Consider the following 17,157-nt stretch of genomic DNA (forward strand, 5'->3'; position numbering starts at 1 on the left):
CAAACAAAACAGCACCTGGACTTGAAGTCCAGACACTGCCTGCTTGTCTGAGGTCTTGCCTATACAAAACCTTTAAAGTAGCGGAAAAAGGACTTGAACCTTCGACACCGCGGGTATGAACCGCGTGCTCTAGCCAGCTGAGCTATTCCGCCATAGTATAATATTGAAAGGTAGTGGGGCCTACAGGGCTCGAACCTGTGACCCTCTGCTTGTAAGGCAGATGCTCTCCCAGCTGAGCTAAGACCCCACATTTTCCTGCTGCCGAAGCTGCTTTACCGCGACTGCCTGTACAGTATATGATAAATTGTGGTAATTGTCAAGACTTTTTATATTAATTTTTTATAGAAATTTTCTTAGTGTTTTATATAGGAATATGGTATAATATCGCCAGATATTATACTGCGCTGGTTGGGTAACACGCAAAGGAGGGGCAAAGCGCCAAACCGAGCCATGCGCTTTCAGGTAATTAATTATAAATCCACAGAAAGGATCAAGTGCGCTAGCATGTACAGCTTCATCGTAAACCCATACGCCGGATGCGGAAAAGGCATGAAGATTTGGAAAGCCATAGCTCGCTATCTGGTGAGTCACAGCATAGAATACGAAGTGGTTCTCACAGAGGGCCCCGGAGACGCAAAGCGGGCGGCAGCCAGGCTGACAGAGGCCGTGGGGGAGCCGGGATATATCATTACGGTAGGCGGCGACGGCACCATGAACGAAGTCCTGGATGGGGTATCGTTCCACGCGCCCTTAAGCCTGGGCTATATCCCGGCTGGCTCCGGCAACGATCTGGCCAGAGGACTTGGATTGCCCAAAAGCGCCGTCAAATGCCTGAAAAAGCAGCTAACTCCCGGGCATTTTACCATGATAGATTATGGAGTCCTTTCCTATGGAGCCCAGGAGCCCTGCCACCGGCGCTTTTTAGTCAGCGCCGGTATTGGATATGACGCAGCCGTCTGTCAGGAGGCCCTTACCTCCCGGTGCCGCAGCCGTTTAAGCCGTCTGGGATTGGGCAGGCTTTCCTATATGGCGCTGGGTATACGCCAGTTTTTCAAACTAAGCTCCTCCAAGGGATATATCCTGCTGGACGGAGTTAAAAAAGTAGAATTTAACAATATTCTGTTCATTTCCTGCCACATACAGCCTTCAGAAGGGGGAGGTTTCCATTTTGCCCCCAGAGCGGATGGAAGTGACGGGAAGCTGAATATCTGCGTAGTAAGCCATAGAGCCAGAATCAAGCTGATTCCCATTCTGCTTTCGGCCTTTACAGGCCGCAGGGGGAGCAGGACAAGAGGAATCCGCAGCTATGAGTGCAGAGAGATCTCCATTCATACGGAGGCAGCTCTTCCTGTCCATACAGATGGAGAAAGCTGTGGCCTTCAGAATGATATTCAGGTAGGCTGTGTTGCCAGAAAGGTGCGTATGATGGTGTGACTGTGCCGTAAAGACAAACTACAATATATAAGGAGTTACTATGAGAATCGGACAAGGGTATGATGTGCATAAATTAGCAGAAAATCGACCGCTGGTTTTGGGGGGTGTGGCCATCCCTTATGAAAAAGGGCTTCTGGGCCATTCTGACGCGGACGTGCTGGTTCATGCGGTGATGGACGCTCTTTTGGGAGCTGCGGCTTTAGGAGACATCGGGCAGCATTTTCCGGATGCGGACCCTGCATATAAAGGAATTTCCAGCATAGAGCTGTTAAAGAAGGTTGGGGGGCTTTTAGACGAAAGGGGATATATAATCGAAAATATAGATTCAACTGTCGTTGCCCAGCATCCCAGGCTGGCTCCCTATCGGGTTCAAATGGCAGGGAACATAGCCTTAGCCCTGGGACTGGACAGCTCCAGAGTCAGCGTCAAGGCCACTACAGAGGAGGGGCTTGGCTTTACAGGACGGGGAGAGGGAATTTCCGCCCAGGCAATTACCTTATTGACGGAAGCCGCTGATTACTGCTATGATAATAAAATAATGGGGGGAGGCTGTCAGGGCTGTTCTGGCTGTGGACGGGGATAAAGAAAGCTTCGAATCAGCATGAGGCAGCCGCAGAAAATTAATTTCATTTAGGAGAATGAGAGTATGAAGATATTTAATACATTGAGCAGGAAAAAAGAGGAATTTGTGCCGCTGACGCCGGGAGAGGTTAAAATGTATGTCTGCGGTCCCACTGTATACAACCTGATTCACATCGGCAATGCCAGACCGATGATTGTGTTCGATACGGTACGCCGTTATTTTGAGTATAAGGGTTTTCATGTGAAGTATGTATCCAACTTCACAGATGTAGATGACAAGATAATCAAAAAAGCCATTGAGGAGGGCGTGGATGCGGATACGGTTTCCCGGCGTTACATTGATGAATGTAAAAAGGATATGGAAGCCATGAATGTAAAGGCTGCTACCGTACATCCCCAGGCAACCCAGGAGATCAGCGGCATGCTGGAAATGATTCAGACCCTTATCGACAGCGGCCACGCTTATGCGGCCAAGGACGGCACCGTATATTTCAGAACCTCCTCCTTTAAGGAGTATGGTAAGCTGTCCCATAAAAACCTGGAGAATCTGCAGTCCGGTTTCCGGGAGCTTAAGGTTACAGGGGAAGAGGGAAAAGAGGAGCCGGAGGATTTCGTTCTTTGGAAGCCTAAGAAGGAGGGGGAGCCTTACTGGGAGTCTCCATGGTGCGATGGCCGTCCCGGCTGGCACATTGAGTGCTCGGTTATGTCAAAGCGCTACCTTGGGGATCAGATTGATATCCATGCAGGCGGCGAGGATTTAATCTTTCCTCACCATGAAAACGAGATCGCCCAGAGTGAATGTGCCAATGGCAAACATTTTGCTACCTACTGGATGCACAATGGATTTTTAAATATTGACAACAGGAAAATGTCAAAATCCCTGGGGAACTTCTTTACAGTTCGGGAAATCAGCGAAGTATATGATTTGCAGGTACTGCGGTTCTTTATGCTCAGCGCTCATTACCGCAGTCCCTTAAATTTCAGCGCAGATCTGATGGAGGCTTCCAAGAACGGTTTGGAGCGTATTCTCACCTGTGTGGATAAATTAAAGGATCTGGAGGCTAAGGCTCCCGCGGGGGCTCCAGATGAGGCAGCCTGCCGCAATCTTAAGGAGGCGGAAAAGCTCAGGGGTAAGTTCGAGGCGGCTATGGAGGATGATTTCAATACGGCGGATGCCATTGCCGCAGTATTTGAGCTGGTGAAGCTGGCAAATTCCACAGCGGACGGAGCAAGCGTAAAAACCTATGTGGTTTCCTTAAAAAGGGCCATTGAGGAGCTCTGCGATGTACTGGGCATCATTACTGAAAAGCAGGCAGAGGCTCTGGAAAAGGATGTGGAGGAAATGATTGAAGCCAGACAGCGGGCCAGGAAGGATAAGAATTTCGCTCTGGCAGATGAAATTCGAGGTAAGCTTCTGGATATGGGAATTGTACTGGAGGATACCAGAGAGGGTGTAAAGTGGAAACGAGTGTAACGATCAGTGAATTTCTTGCATATTACAGACAATGCATGAGGCTTAAGCCGGTTGACGCAGGGATTTACTCTCCCTTAGTGCTGGCTTATGTTGGGGATGCGGTTTATGAGATCATCATACGTACCAGGATGATTAACCATGGATCTCTCCAGGTCAGCAAGCTTCACAGGCGCAGCTCAGAGCTGGTAAGGGCAGGTTCCCAGGCCAGGCTTATAAGGCTGATTGAGGGGATGCTTACGCAGGAGGAGCATGCGGTTTATAAACGGGGCCGCAACGCCAAATCCGGCACCTCAGCAAAAAATGCGTCTATGATAGATTACCGCAGGGCCACCGGTCTGGAGGCCCTGGTGGGCTGGCTGTTTCTCCGGGAGGAGTATGGCAGGCTGGTGGATCTGGTAAGTCAGGGTCTGGAGAGGATGGGGGTATTTCAGGAGGCGGAGAAGCTGGGCAATGATTCTGGCCTGCCTGAGAGCCGATCCGAAGCCGCACAGCAGGGGAACCCGGCAGTTATGATGAATGATTGGAAAAAGCAGGAGAACAGCCATGAGATATGAAGAACTGACCATTGAAGGCCGTAACGCGGTTCTGGAAGCATTTCGTTCCGGCAGGACTATAGACAAGCTGTTCGTGCTGGACGGCTGTCAGGACGGTCCGGTGCGAACCATTATCAGGGAGGCCAGAAAATACGATACCATTATAAGCTATGTAACCAGGGAGCGTCTGGATCAGCTGTCTATCACCGGTAAGCATCAGGGAGTGATTGCCTATGGGGCTGCTTACGAGTATGCAGAGGTGGAGGATATGCTGGCCGCCGCCAGGGAGAAGGGGGAGGCACCGTTTCTGATTCTGCTGGATGGTATTGAGGATCCATACAATCTGGGCGCTATTATCCGTACAGCTAACCTGGCAGGGGCTCATGGAGTTATTATCCCTAAGCGCAGAGCGGCTGGCCTGACAGCTGCTGTGGCAAGAACCTCTGCGGGAGCCTTAAATTACACGCCTGTAGCCAAGGTGACCAATCTGGTGGCGGCTATAGAAAGCTTAAAGAAACAGGGAATGTGGTTTGTCTGCGGGGATATGGGTGCAGAGGTAATGTATAAGGTAAATTTAAAGGGCTCCATCGGGCTTGTAATCGGCAACGAGGGAGAGGGAGTCAGTAAGCTTGTTCGGGAGCATTGCGATATGATTGCATCTATTCCCATGAAGGGAGAAATTGGCTCTTTGAATGCGTCAGTAGCGGCCGGTGTTCTGGCTTATGAAATTGTGCGGCAGAGAATGGAGGGATAAGCAGGCTATGGAACTGGGGATGGTATCCAGACACCGGTTTTGCTTTGAAGGAATAGGGAGATGGGATTTCTGATATACTAAGGTCAGGCATTTTGACGCCGGACATAACATGTTCAGGAAAGGAGCAGGCTTTATGAAGATAGATAAGCGCAAGGTTGTCATTGTGGGAACAGGAATGGTGGGAATGAGCTACGCCTACAGCCTGCTGAATCAGTCGGTGTGTGATGAGCTGGTTCTGATTGATGTGAATAAGAAGCGGGCAGAAGGGGAGGCCATGGATTTAAACCACGGGCTGGCCTTTGCTAATTCTAGTATGACCATCTATGGAGGGGAGTACGGGGACTGCACAGATGCTGATATTGTGGTTATCTGCGCAGGTGTGGCGCAGAAGCCGGGAGAAACCAGGCTGGATTTGCTTAAGCGCAATGCGGAGGTATTCCGCTCTATTATAGAGCCTGTAACATCCTCTGGCTTTAACGGGATTTTCCTGGTAGCGACTAACCCGGTAGATATTATGACACGGATTACCTGCACCCTTTCAGGCTTTAACCCAAGGAGGGTGCTGGGAAGCGGAACGGCTCTGGATACAGCCAGGCTCCGCTATCTGCTGGGAGAATATTTAAAGGCAGATCCGAGAAATGTTCATGCCTACGTGATGGGGGAGCACGGGGACAGCGAATTTGTACCCTGGAGTCAGGCCCTGCTGGCTACCAAGCCAATTCTGGAGCTTTGCGGCGAGTCCTTAGACACCCAGTGCCGTGAACGGTTCCAGGAGATTGAGGAAGAGGTAAGAACAGCTGCCTATAAGATTATTGAGGCGAAGAATGCCACCTACTATGGGATTGGTATGGCTCTTACCAGAATAACCAAGGCGATTTTGGGGGATGAGCACAGCGTACTGACTGTGTCGGCAATGCTTCGGGGTGATTATGGGCAGAGAGATGTGTTTGTAGGTGTTCCCTGTATTATCAACCAGAATGGGATTCAGAGAGTTTTACCTTTGTCACTGACAGAGGAAGAACTGGAAAAGCTGGGAAAATCCTGTGATACTCTAAGGGAGAGCTTTGAAGGGATTTTCTAAGGGGATCACAGGCGCTAAGCCGTGGGCGCGAGGATGAAACAGATGGAACGGGGAAGGAACCGCTTCGGAAAGGGATGTTTCCGGGGCGGTTTTTTGTATGGATGAAGCCTTGCTCCAGTGGATGGGTTTCCCAGGATTCACAGTATGTTCAAAAAAATTAAAGGTTGATTAAAGGTTTCTCTTATATGATTATTTTATAAAGGAGATGGAAGCATTTGGTGCATCTTCAATAAAAATGCTATAGCTATGGAAAAAGGAGGAAATTATGGAGGATGTAGTAGCGATTAGGGGAAACCGTACAGTGAAAAGACTGGGGGCTCTAATAGCCCTTGGCGCAGCGGCTTTTCTGATGCTTATGAAGGCACATACAGCCTACGGGGCCGGAGGCTTGGCTCTGAATACGGATTATCCGGGAATATCGGTTAAGCCGGGGGATAATCTGAACATTCCTGTGATGCTGGAGAACGGTACAGGAAGCAGTCTGAATGCTGATGTGAAGGTCTCCTCCATGCCTGAAGGCTGGGAAGGGTATCTCCAGGGAGGAAGCTATCAGATAAGCCGTATTCATGTGAAGAACGGCAACGAGGGGGGAGAGATGACCCTTCATGTTACAGTCCCCAAGGAACTGACAGAGGGAAGCTATACTGTGGAGGTGAGCGCCTTTGCAGGTGAAGGGATTGCAGATACCCTGCCCATTACCTTTATGGTGAATGAAGCCAATGCAGGAAAGGGAAGCTTTACCTCAGAATATCCCCAGCAGGAGGGAACGGCAGGTACTAATTTCAGCTTTAGTGCCACATTGATTAACAATGGGCTTAAACAAGCCTCTTATAGCCTTTCGTCCAATGCCCCTGCAGGCTGGAGTGTGAGCTTTACGCCAACCGGTGAAAGTACAAAGGTAGCGGCCATAGAGGTGGAATCGGGAGTCAGTAAAGGCATGACTGTGTCGGTGACACCGCCGGAGGGCGTACCCGCAGGGGAATACAATATTTCCTGCAGCGCTGTTTCGGCTGAGGAAACTCTGAGCACCGATCTTAAGGTAGTGATTACAGGCAGCTACGGGCTTACAGTGGGAACCCCTGACGATCGTCTCAGCTTTGACGCTTATGCAGGCCGTACCTCTGATGTGACCCTAACTGTGAAGAACACGGGAAATGTGGATTTGGAAAACATTACCTTAAATTCTTCTTTGCCTGCCGGATGGACTGTAAGCTACAATATGGAGAATAATCTGATTCCTTCTATTCCTGCCGGAGGAAGCGTAGATGTGGTTGCCCATGTGAAGCCTGGTTCAGAGTCCATTACTGGAGACTATGTGAATTCATTTACAGCCCAGTGTGATCAGACCCAGGGCAGTGCAGATTTCCGGGTTTCTGTAAAGACAAAGACTGTCTGGGGTATCGTGGCAGTGGTGATTATTCTGTGCACTGCGGGAGGACTGGGTTATGTGTTCCGCAAATATGGCAGAAGGTAGCTATATCATATGATGCCGGAAAGGGGGAATTGCCATGGAGCAGAAAATGGATGATGATGTGATAATAAAGATAGAAAATCTGACAAAAAGCTACGGCAAAAAACGGGCGGTTTCCGATTTGACTTTATCCATAGGCTGCGGCGAGGTCTTTGGCCTTCTGGGCCCCAATGGAGCCGGGAAAACGACCACCACCCTGATGCTTTTGGGCTTGACGGAGCCGGACAGCGGCAAGGCTTGGATCAACGGGAAAGACTGTACGAGAAATGCCATAGAGGTAAAGCGGATAGTAGGTTATCTGCCGGATAACGTGGGCTTCTACTCTGATATGACAGGAAGGGAGAATCTGCGCTTTACAGGACAGCTCAATGGCCTTCCCGGCGATATAATCGAGTCCCGGATAGAAGCGCTTCTGGAAAAGGTAGGATTGTCAGGTGCAGGAGATCAAAAGACAGGCACTTACTCCAGAGGAATGCGGCAGAGATTGGGGGTTGCTGATGTGCTGATGAAGGAACCCAAGGTGGTGATTATGGATGAGCCGACGCTGGGAATCGATCCGGAAGGGATGAGAGAGCTGATGGTTCTGATTCGCAGCCTGGCAGAGAAGGATAAAAGAACCATCCTTATTTCCTCCCATCAGCTATACCAGATTCAGCAGGTATGCGATCGTGTAGGACTGTTCGTGGAAGGAAGGCTTATGGCCTGCGGAAGGATCGAGGAGCTGGCAGCTCAGCTTCGCCAGGAAGGGCATTATGTGCTGGAGGCCGGGGCGGCGCCTGATGATGGCGGCTTTGAAGCCCTGTTAAGAAGCCTTGGAAATGTAGACAGGGTGGAGCGCAAGGGTGAGCATTATGTGGTATATTCTCGTTCAGATCTGTGCAGGGAGCTGAATCGGAAGGCCCTGGACAGGGGATATACACTCTGTCACTTAAGGCAGAAGGAAAATGATCTGGATGAAATCTACCGCAGATATTTTGAGAAAGGGGAGCAGGGAGATGGCAGCCTTACAGATAGAAAAAATAAAGGCTTTCTTTCCTTCAAAAGGGGATAAGGAACAGGCAGGAAGCTGCACTTGGCAGGGAATGGGAGGCTTGGAGGCGTTATACCGGAAGGAAATGTCAGATCAGATTCACAGCAAGCGGTTTTTGATTGTGCTGGGGCTTATCCTTTTGACAAGCTGCGCCAGTATTTATGGGGCCTTATCCAGCCTTTCAGACTCAGTGGCTTCCGATCCGGGCTATGTGTTCCTGAAGCTTTTTACTCTGGGAGGCAGTTCTATCCCTTCCTTTACCACCTTTATTGCCCTGCTTGGACCCTTTGTGGGCCTTACACTGGGGTTTGACGCAATTAACAGTGAACGTTTAGAAGGAACCCTTAACCGGCTGGTAGCCCAGCCTATTTACAGAGATACGGTCATCAACGGCAAATTCCTTGCAGGCGCTTCTATCATCTTCATTATGGTATTTGCTATGGGTCTTATGGCCGGGGCCGCAGGACTTTTGGCGGCGGGGATACCCCCAGAGAGCCAGGAGGTAGGACGGATCTTTGTATTTTTGCTCTTTACCTCTGTGTATATATGCTTCTGGCTGGCGCTTTCCATTTTGTTTTCTGTTCTGTGCCGCCATGCAGCCACCTCAGCTATGCTTGGAATTGCTTTGTGGATTTTCTTTTCTCTGTTTATGACGCTGGTTGTCAGTATTGTGGCAAATACGGTCTGCCCTGTGGGCCGGATGTCTACAGCCAAGGAGCTCATGGACAATTATAACTGCCAGCTGAGCTTAAACAGGCTCTCGCCTTATTATCTGTACAGCGAGGCAGTGTCAACCATCATGAATCCCTCTGTGCGTTCCACGAATATCGTATTGCCCCAACAGCTTTCCGGGGCTGTAAACGGATATCTGTCTCTGGGGCAGAGCTTGCTGCTGGTCTGGCCCCACCTTACAGGGCTTTTGGCTCTGACGGCTGTGGTGTTTGCGGTTTCTTATATCAGCTTTATGAGACGAGAGATACGGAGCAAATAAAGGGAGAGACAATGCAGCCGTAAGGGGGAGTGAATCCTTTTGTGAATTAAGTGTTAAATCCACCTGACTTCTCTTGCGTTTCCTGGGGAATTGAGAGAGAATACAGGTGGATTATTTGTTTGCAGGCAATGACAGAGGGGAGAAGGGGAACATGCGGGTTTTGATCGTGGAAGACAACAGACGGCTGGCAGAATCCATTCGTGATATATTGAAGCACCGGTATGATTGCGATATCTGCGGGGATGGAGATACCGGCTGCTGCCTGCTGGCAGAGGGCAGCTACGATGCAGCGGTTCTGGATTTGATGCTGCCGGGAATGGATGGGATCACCCTTTTGAAGGCAGTACGAAGAAAGGGTTGTTCCGTTCCGGTAGTGATTCTGACGGCAAAGAGCGAGATCGAGGATCGTGTTTTGGGGCTGGAGAGCGGTGCTGACTATTATCTTACAAAGCCATTTGACATGCAGGAGCTGCTGGCAGTGATGAAGACCATTATCAGGCGCAGAGGAGCGATTCTTCCTGACTGTCTGGAGTTTGGAAATCTGTCCCTGAATCAAGGGGATTATACCCTTAGAGGGCCGGAAAAGAGCATCCAGCTTGGGAAGAAGGAATATGATATTATGCGGATTCTTATGATTAACCGGGATATGGTGGTATCTAAGGAAACTCTTTTGTCAAAGGTCTGGGGAAATGATGGGGAGGCAGTGGAGAATAATGTGGAAATTTACATTTCCTTTCTGAGAAAAAAACTGGAGTTTCTCAAAGTGGATGTATCGATTCTCACCATACGCAAGCTGGGATACCGCATGGTGGAAGGGAATGGAGGAGGTGAGCGGGGATGCGGGAAATAAGCAGGCTTAGACTTAAATTTATACTGTACAACATGCTGGTGGTGACGGCAGTCATTGCTCTTACCTTTTGTGTCGTAACATTTGTGGTAAAGCACAAAATCAGCAGACAGAGCAGTCTTGCTCTGTCTCAGGTAGCTGCCGGGAAGGAACGTCCGATGATATTTGGAACGCTGACTCCGTCGCAGCTTCCCTATTTTTCTATTATAGTAGGTAAGGACGGAATGGTTACGGCTAAGGAGGTGGAGTACGCCTCCTATCTGGGACAAGAGTTTCTGGAGCGAATGGCTGCTCTGGGTATGGCCAGGGAAGAGGCTATGGGAATTCTGGACGGCTATCATTTGCGGTATCTGCGGATCACACAGCCTGGAGGGCATATAATTGCCTTTGCCGACACCTCTTATGAGGATGCTCTTAGCAGCGGGGTAATAACCTGCGGCGGTTTGGCCTGCGCAGTTATCTGGCTGGGCTTCTTTGCCCTGTCCTATGTTTTCTCCGGGTGGGCTGTAAAGCCGGTGGAGGAGTCCATACGCATGCAGAAGCAGTTTGTAGCAGATGCCTCTCATGAGCTGAAAACACCTCTTACCATCATCACAGCCAATGCAGAGCTGCTGCAGGAGCAGTACGCCGGTATATCCTCGGAGGCAGATAAATGGCTGGAGCATGTGAACCAGGAGTGCAGAGAGATGCGTACTCTGGTGGAAAGTCTTCTTCTGCTGGCGAAGAACGATGCTGGTATCTCAAAAAAGAAGGATTTCAGGCGTTTCAGCTTCAGCGATCTGGTTATGGAGAGGCTCCTGATCTTTGAACCGGTTTTTTATCAGGAAGAAAAGGGGCTGGAATACAGGATCGAGGAGGGTGTGGAAATAATGGGAAACCCCGATCAGATGGGACAGATGCTGAAGGCACTGATTGACAATGCAGTGAAATATTCTGTGCCCAGAGGCAGAACAGAGGTAAAGCTGGAGCTGATAGGACGGCGCAGAGCCAGATTGTGGATAAACAGCCAGGGAGAGCCCATTCCTGAGGATAAACGCCGTATGATCTTCCGCCGGTTCTATCGGGATGACAGCGCCAGAAGCCGCAGCAGCGGCTACGGACTGGGATTGGCCATTGCCGCTGAAGCCGCCCGCAGCCACAAGGCTAGGATTGGAGTGGAGTACCGGGACGGGATGAATTGCTTTTGGGTAATTATGAAAATCCTAACCTAGAGTCTTGTTTTGGGCCTGGACTGCATGTTTAAAATTTTCGTAATAGCTTCAGTGGCTTTTTCATAAATCAAAAAATATTTTGACAAAAGGGCGGGGATTATCATAGCCTTGGCCATTTTATATATAAGAAGGAAAACCATAAGGGCATTAAACGAGTTTATTACGCTGATCATTCTATTTGCGGTCTTTATTTCAGCAGGCTGCTATGCTCTCGTTTCAGAATACAAAGTATGTAAGATATTTTTATGCGATTGCGCGGATTTCAGAGAAACAAAGATGTAAATTATCGCTTATAAACCATGGAATATTAAAGAAACCGTTGAGAAGGGGGTAAAGCAGTATAATAAGATGAATGGCACCCCCAACAGATTCACTCTATGGCTGTACTATAATTAGGAGGATACTGAATCATTTGCTTTCAGTATCCTTAGATGCGCAAAGAGCTTGATGGGCGGAAATTGTAGCCAAAGTATCGCCTAATTGCATAAAGATGGAGCTTACAAGAGCAATTTCCTCAGAACTTTTTCCGTCAGCGATACAGCATGCCAGTGTAGATATGGAAATGGCTAATTCACAGGATTGCATAGGGTTTACCTCACATAATAATAATTTGGATTGTTTCATGCAGAAGCTTACCAAACGGTAATAATTTAATCGTATCGTGACAATTCTTCCTGTGGCGGAATCCTGTTAAGACCGTCCATAAGCAGATGATACGCGCCGGAAGTCATTATTGTCTTGTTTCCTTTAGTCAGAATTGCAAGGGCTGCCCTGACTCCTCTGGGATAGAAATATATCATGCAGGGGTCAGAGCCATAATCAAAGCCATAGCGTTTTCTGAAGGCTTCATTGTCACATTTCCAGCCCCAGCCGTTATAATCGAAACCTCTTTTAAAATAATCTCTATGGTAAAATAATTTGTGTTTCTTAATATTAACGCCTGTTATCGCGATAAAATCACGCTCCAAAAGAATATAGCTGCCTTGGAACCGGCGAATGAACCATGGCAAAGCAGGCTCTTGATTTTGGTATAAAAGACAATCCTGTACCTGGTGGCAATAGTCAATATACCTGAAGGTAAAAATAGAGCCCTTTATTCCGTTGAGCTTATGAGCTATAAATTCACAGCCTTTCTTAGTGATTTGATAACATGGACAGGCTGCTCCTCTGCTGTCTTGGTAGGAGCTTTCCAGAAAAAAGCCGTCAGGTGAAAGATTGCTCTCTTTGAACTGCTGGATGTATCTTCGGATATCCTCCAATAATGCACTGTGCGGTTTTTCTACTATGTTAGCTACTTCACGGCTATCCAGAACTTGACTGACTGTTTTTAGTTCTCTCATAATGCAATCCTTTCCCGCACGATTAACCGCAAAAGAAATAGCCTTATGGATGACACGCTTGCTTAGATGTTTACTTTTATACTGCTGCAATTTATGATTGCGTCATTATCTGTAAATCGTGTTATCAACTGAACAGGCAGCTTGGTTAATCGCGCTGTTTCTTTTACGTTAATTCTTTATATTATAGCACTGTGAGATATAAATAAAATGAAAGTTAAACGGTCGAAGCGTTAGGTGTGAGCCCCTGACAGAAGGTGATTTAAGGTGGTTTGGGGTGGGACGCTTGGGGTGAAGGTGCCGTACAGTACCAGCAGGAGTTTGCCGGATAGCGCACCTGCAAAGGGCCGGCCGTTTGGAAGAAGTGCCCTCGAAGTTGCTTAGCTGACTGCTTTCAGGGGGCTGGGTAAAACATCCGAAGCGGCAAAGGGGCCTTCTGGGTGTAAGAGTTATCGTTATAATAGCATATGCCAATCAAACAGGATCTGTGAATGGCAGGATAAGCCTATGCATGGATCAGGGATGTGATTGCATGGATGCCTGCAAAGCCCGATAATCACTTTGCGGGGTAAGCAAAAAACCTTGCAAACACGCTGCGGTTATGCGTATCTACAAGGTTTTTAAAATCCAGCTGCTGACGGGAATCGGACCCGTGACCTCCGCACTACCAATGCGACGCTCTACCGACTGAGCCACAGCAGCCTATCTGTTGTGTCCACTTGCGCGAACCTTGTATATATTATCACAGGCATATGGGTTTGTCAATCATTATTTACGAAAGTTTTATGGATCTCTTTTCCGAAACAGGTAGGATAGGGATTAGTCTCTACTGTCCTTATAGTGTGTAACGACATCTTCAATTTCACAATCCAGAATATTACAGAGGTTATCAAGCGTATTCATGCTGACGCTTTCGTTCTTCCTCATCCGGTGAAGCAGGGATTTGCTGATATTGTGATCCACAGTCAACCGGTACTTTGTAATGCCCTTCTTTTCCATGGTTTCCCATAGCTTATTATAATTGAACATTTTTTCACCTTCTGCTTGTAATGATTACATTATAGGGGTAGAATTAGTGTAACCAAAGGTTCTATTTTTAGAACCTAAATAAGAAGGTGGTACAGATGAAAAAAAAATATTTACAAGACATATTTAGTCAAATCAGGTTACTAAAAGAATATGAGTTAGCACAGAAAACGGTAAGAGATGAGGTGGTTCAGCCGCCGCCGCCCGATGAACTGGAGAAGATTGTCCGAAGAATCGAAGAGGAAGATTAAAATGCCTTGCAGGGCGGCGTTTTTTATTTACATGAAAGGGAAAATGAGCTGCCTGGTAATGCCGGCTTTATACCTGATCAGAAAACGGCCTGTACCAAAAGCATATAAAATAAAGTTCCAAAAGCAATGCTGAACAGGATATTGCCCCTCCAAAGATGGAGGCCTGCCACAATAGCTACAGATAGCAGCTCAGGTAGGCCGTGAGGATAAGCAAAAAGTGTGATTCCCTTCAGACAGTAGACGACCAGAACAGCCATAATAGCGGTGGGCAGGACAGAGCCAAGATACCGGATGAGTCTGGGAACCTCCTTTTTTCTTCCAAATAAGAGAAAGGGAAGCCATCGGGTAACCTGGGTGCAAAGCACGCAGATTAAAATTGTGATTAGTCTATATGTATTCTGTTCCATGGGTTAGCTCTCCTCCATATATGCTTCGATGGGACTGCGCAAAAATAAAAGGACAGCGGTTGTGGCTGCCAGAGCAGGCAGAATAAAGCCAGAGGAACGGATAAGGGCCAGAAATACAATGGCGCATACAAATCCTATTACAGCTGGAATATGAGTTTTGGAAGCTTTCCACTGGTCTGTACAGATAACTATAAACAGAGCTGTCATGGCAAAATCAATGCCCTCGGCGCTGAATGGGATCAGCTGGCCTATCAGCGCTCCCAGCACAGAACCTATGACCCAATAGCATTGATCAAAGAAGGCTACAAAAAAGGTTGTAAGCTTCCATTCTTTTTCTGAAAACTCCTTGGGTTTCGCCATAGAGCATAGCAGGGAGAAGGTTTCATCTGTAAGGGAAGCTACCATATAGGGATAAAATAGCTTCATTTCCTTGAATCGCCTGATAAAGGTTAGGCCGTAAAACGCATGCCTGCTGTTAATGAATAAAGTCATCACCCCAGTCGTTACAAAGCTCAGCCCTCCGGTCAGTATTCCCACCAGCGCAAACTGCATGGAACCGGCATAGACAAGAGAACTGATGAGAAATGCCCAGAGGGCTCCCAGTCCGGACTTCTGCAAAAGAAGCCCAAAGGCAACTCCCAGGAATAGATATCCCAGTAAAATGGGAATGGTTTTGATAAATGCATATTCAGCCGCTTTTTTCATTTTTAAGCCTCCTTTTCGCTGCGGTGCTGCGGTAATTTGCGCAGGGCTTTGTGCCTAGTTCGTATAAGTATAGCAAACTTTTACCCCAAATTCTAGATTTGGCAATTCTACGGGAGAAAATTATTCCCGTTTCCCCTTTCGCAGATGAAAGATATGTGCTATATTACTTATAAGTCAGAAAAGTAACAATCACGGAGGAACAATTATGGCAGAGAAGGATACCGTAATGGAAACTGAGGAAAAGGAGTCAGTCTCCCGGAACTTTATTGAACAGGAGATTGACAGGGATCTGGCAGAAGGCGTGTACAAGCATGTCCAGACCCGTTTTCCACCTGAGCCAAACGGTTATTTGCACATTGGACATGCCAAGTCCATTTTGCTGAACTATGGACTTGCACAGAAGTATGGCGGCAAGTTCAACCTGCGCTTTGACGATACAAACCCTACTAAAGAAAGGACTGAATTTGTAGAGTCTATAATAGAAGATGTAAAATGGCTTGGGGCAGATTATGAGGACAGGCTTTTTTTTGCTTCCAATTATTTTGAGAAAATGTATGAGTGCGCTATATTCCTGATAAAAAAGGGAAAAGCCTTCGTCTGTGATTTATCGGCAGAGGAGATTCGGGAATACAGAGGAGACTTTACCACTCCTGGGAGGGTAAGTCCCTACCGGAATCGAACGGTTGAGGAGAATTTAAAGCTTTTTGAGGAAATGAAGGAAGGCAAGTATCAGGACGGCGAGAAGGTGCTCAGAGCCAAGATCGATATGGCTTCCCCCAATATCAATATGAGAGATCCGGTAATCTACCGGGTTGCCCGCATGTCCCATCACAATACAGGCGACAAATGGTGTATTTATCCTATGTATGATTTTGCCCATCCTATTGAGGATGCCATTGAACATATTACTCATTCTATTTGTACCCTGGAGTTTGAGGATCACAGGCCTCTGTATGACTGGGTGGTTCAGGAGTGCGAGTTTCAGAATCCGCCCCGTCAAATTGAGTTTGCAAAGCTTTACCTGACCAATGTCATCACTGGCAAGCGCTATATTAAGAAGCTGGTGGAGGACGGTATTGTGGACGGCTGGGATGATCCTCGCCTGGTATCCATTGCAGCCCTAAGAAGGCGGGGCTATACTCCTGAATCCATACGGATGTTCGTAGAGCTGGTGGGGGTGTCAAAGGCCAACAGTTCAGTGGACTACGCTATGCTGGAATACTGCATCCGGGAGGACTTAAAGCTTAAGAAGTCCCGCATGATGGCTGTTCTGGAGCCGGTTAAGCTGGTGATTGATAATTATCCCGAGGGCAAGACAGAGCTTCTTGATGTGCCGAATAATCTGGAAAATCCAGAGCTGGGAGAAAGAAAGGTGCCTTTTGGAAGAGAGCTTTACATTGAGAGAGGGGATTTTATGGAGGAGCCTCCCAGGAAATATTTCCGTATGTTCCCTGGCAATGAAGTACGTCTCATGGGAGCCTATTTTGTAACCTGTACTGGCTGTGAGAAGGATGCCGGCGGCAATGTGACTGTGGTGCACGGTGTTTATGACCCGGAAACGAAAAGCGGTTCCGGCTTTGATGGACGTAAGGTAAAGGGAACCATCCATTGGGTGTCTGTTCCGACTGCAAAAAAGGTGGAGTGCCGGCTGTACGAAAATATTGTGGACGAGGAGAAGGGGAAGCTGAAGGAGGATGGCAGCCTGAATTTGAATCCCAATTCTCTGACAATCCTCAAGGATTGCTATGTGGAGCCGGCATTGGCAGAGGGACATGCCTATGACAGCTATCAGTTTGTACGAAACGGATTCTTCTGTGTTGACTGCAAGGACAGCACTCCTGAGAAGCCGGTCTTTAACAGGATTGTGTCTCTTAAGAGCTCCTTCCGGCTGCTTAAATAGTCTGGAAAAGAGAGAGCGGATTGAACATTGTGCAGGGCGATCCTTCTTCCATTAAAGAAATGCGATAGCAGCTTGAATAAAATTAGGCTTTTCAGAAGGGAAAACACGGTACCCAGTGGCTTC

General features: G+C 47.9%; 18 protein-coding genes and 3 tRNA genes. 13 read left to right on the forward strand and 8 right to left on the reverse strand.

Going from position 1 to position 17,157, the window contains the following annotated elements; genetic code table 11:
• Positions 1-78: 78 nt before the first annotated feature.
• Together FYJ39_RS07430 and FYJ39_RS07435 are read right to left on the reverse strand one after the other, a co-directional pair.
• Positions 79-152, reverse strand: a tRNA-Met gene (locus FYJ39_RS07430).
• Between the two features lie 22 nt (positions 153-174).
• Positions 175-247, reverse strand: a tRNA-Val gene (locus tag FYJ39_RS07435).
• 257 nt (positions 248-504) lie between these two features.
• Here FYJ39_RS07435 and FYJ39_RS07440 point away from each other — a divergent pair.
• The 11 genes from FYJ39_RS07440 (at position 505) to FYJ39_RS07490 (ending at position 11,408) form a co-directional block, all read left to right on the forward strand.
• Positions 505-1,434 (forward strand): diacylglycerol/lipid kinase family protein, encoded by a 930-nt coding sequence (locus tag FYJ39_RS07440; RefSeq protein ID WP_154471826.1) that lies wholly within the window; start codon positions 505-507, stop codon positions 1,432-1,434.
• 40 nt (positions 1,435-1,474) lie between these two features.
• On the forward strand, positions 1,475-2,017 hold the full coding sequence (gene ispF / locus FYJ39_RS07445) for a 2-C-methyl-D-erythritol 2,4-cyclodiphosphate synthase (protein ID WP_154471827.1): 543 nt from the start codon (positions 1,475-1,477) through the stop codon (positions 2,015-2,017).
• A 63-nt stretch (positions 2,018-2,080) separates the two neighbouring features.
• A complete protein-coding gene (cysS, locus tag FYJ39_RS07450) occupies positions 2,081-3,490 on the forward strand; it encodes a cysteine--tRNA ligase (RefSeq protein ID WP_154471828.1) in 1,410 nt (469 codons plus the stop codon).
• Positions 3,475-4,044, forward strand: a complete 570-nt coding sequence (locus FYJ39_RS07455; RefSeq protein WP_178258724.1) for a Mini-ribonuclease 3 — start codon at positions 3,475-3,477, stop codon at positions 4,042-4,044. Before cysS ends, FYJ39_RS07455 begins: the two co-directional genes overlap by 16 nt.
• Positions 4,034-4,777 carry a 23S rRNA (guanosine(2251)-2'-O)-methyltransferase RlmB gene (gene rlmB, locus FYJ39_RS07460; RefSeq protein ID WP_154471829.1) on the forward strand — a complete coding sequence of 248 codons (744 nt, stop codon included), beginning with the start codon at positions 4,034-4,036 and terminating at the stop codon, positions 4,775-4,777. The genes FYJ39_RS07455 and rlmB overlap by 11 nt, the downstream gene beginning before the upstream one ends.
• Before the next feature lie 133 nt (positions 4,778-4,910).
• Positions 4,911-5,858, forward strand: coding sequence for an L-lactate dehydrogenase (locus FYJ39_RS07465; RefSeq protein ID WP_154471830.1), 948 nt, complete (start codon positions 4,911-4,913; stop codon positions 5,856-5,858).
• 265 nt (positions 5,859-6,123) lie between these two features.
• The gene (locus FYJ39_RS07470; protein WP_154471831.1) at positions 6,124-7,332 is read left to right on the forward strand and encodes a COG1470 family protein; all 1,209 of its coding nucleotides are present in this window, start codon (positions 6,124-6,126) and stop codon (positions 7,330-7,332) included.
• Positions 7,333-7,366: 34 nt separating this feature from the next.
• A complete protein-coding gene (locus tag FYJ39_RS07475) occupies positions 7,367-8,380 on the forward strand; it encodes an ABC transporter ATP-binding protein (protein ID WP_154471832.1) in 1,014 nt (337 codons plus the stop codon).
• On the forward strand, positions 8,283-9,350 hold the full coding sequence (locus FYJ39_RS07480) for an ABC transporter permease (RefSeq protein WP_235919767.1): 1,068 nt from the start codon (positions 8,283-8,285) through the stop codon (positions 9,348-9,350). Before FYJ39_RS07475 ends, FYJ39_RS07480 begins: the two co-directional genes overlap by 98 nt.
• Positions 9,351-9,456: 106 nt before the next feature.
• Positions 9,457-10,200 carry a response regulator transcription factor gene (locus tag FYJ39_RS07485; RefSeq protein ID WP_287847950.1) on the forward strand — a complete coding sequence of 248 codons (744 nt, stop codon included), beginning with the start codon at positions 9,457-9,459 and terminating at the stop codon, positions 10,198-10,200.
• Entirely contained in the window at positions 10,188-11,408 is a 1,221-nt protein-coding gene (locus FYJ39_RS07490) for a sensor histidine kinase (RefSeq protein WP_154471834.1), read from the forward strand. Before FYJ39_RS07485 ends, FYJ39_RS07490 begins: the two co-directional genes overlap by 13 nt.
• A 408-nt stretch (positions 11,409-11,816) precedes the next feature.
• Here FYJ39_RS07490 and FYJ39_RS21380 read toward each other — a convergent pair whose 3' ends face one another.
• From FYJ39_RS21380 to FYJ39_RS07510, 4 genes are all read right to left on the reverse strand, one after another.
• Positions 11,817-12,032 carry a DUF6774 domain-containing protein gene (locus FYJ39_RS21380; RefSeq protein ID WP_154471835.1) on the reverse strand — a complete coding sequence of 72 codons (216 nt, stop codon included), beginning with the start codon at positions 12,030-12,032 and terminating at the stop codon, positions 11,817-11,819.
• A 26-nt stretch (positions 12,033-12,058) separates the two neighbouring features.
• A complete protein-coding gene (locus FYJ39_RS07500; RefSeq protein WP_154471836.1) occupies positions 12,059-12,748 on the reverse strand; it encodes a Rha family transcriptional regulator in 690 nt (229 codons plus the stop codon).
• 626 nt (positions 12,749-13,374) lie between these two features.
• A tRNA-Thr gene (locus tag FYJ39_RS07505) sits at positions 13,375-13,447 on the reverse strand.
• 117 nt (positions 13,448-13,564) lie between these two features.
• A complete protein-coding gene (locus FYJ39_RS07510) occupies positions 13,565-13,774 on the reverse strand; it encodes a helix-turn-helix domain-containing protein (RefSeq protein WP_154471837.1) in 210 nt (69 codons plus the stop codon).
• A 95-nt stretch (positions 13,775-13,869) separates the two neighbouring features.
• Here FYJ39_RS07510 and FYJ39_RS07515 point away from each other — a divergent pair, with 95 nt between their 5' ends.
• Complete coding sequence (locus FYJ39_RS07515; RefSeq protein WP_154471838.1) at positions 13,870-14,022, forward strand: hypothetical protein; 153 nt, start codon at positions 13,870-13,872, stop codon at positions 14,020-14,022.
• 77 nt (positions 14,023-14,099) lie between these two features.
• On the opposite strand, the gene FYJ39_RS07520 is transcribed toward FYJ39_RS07515, so the two are convergent.
• Both FYJ39_RS07520 and FYJ39_RS07525 read right to left on the reverse strand, forming a co-directional pair.
• On the reverse strand, positions 14,100-14,429 hold the full coding sequence (locus FYJ39_RS07520) for a branched-chain amino acid transporter permease (RefSeq protein WP_154471839.1): 330 nt from the start codon (positions 14,427-14,429) through the stop codon (positions 14,100-14,102).
• A gap of 3 nt (positions 14,430-14,432) precedes the next feature.
• Positions 14,433-15,134 carry an AzlC family ABC transporter permease gene (locus tag FYJ39_RS07525; protein WP_154471840.1) on the reverse strand — a complete coding sequence of 234 codons (702 nt, stop codon included), beginning with the start codon at positions 15,132-15,134 and terminating at the stop codon, positions 14,433-14,435.
• Positions 15,135-15,339: 205 nt separating this feature from the next.
• Between FYJ39_RS07525 and FYJ39_RS07530 the strand changes: the two genes are divergently transcribed.
• Positions 15,340-17,034 (forward strand): glutamine--tRNA ligase/YqeY domain fusion protein, encoded by a 1,695-nt coding sequence (locus FYJ39_RS07530; RefSeq protein ID WP_154471841.1) that lies wholly within the window; start codon positions 15,340-15,342, stop codon positions 17,032-17,034.
• The last annotated feature ends 123 nt before the right edge of the window (positions 17,035-17,157 follow it).

The sequence above is a fragment of the Clostridium porci genome (assembly GCF_009696375.1).
Classification (GTDB): domain Bacteria; phylum Bacillota; class Clostridia; order Lachnospirales; family Lachnospiraceae; genus Enterocloster; species Enterocloster porci.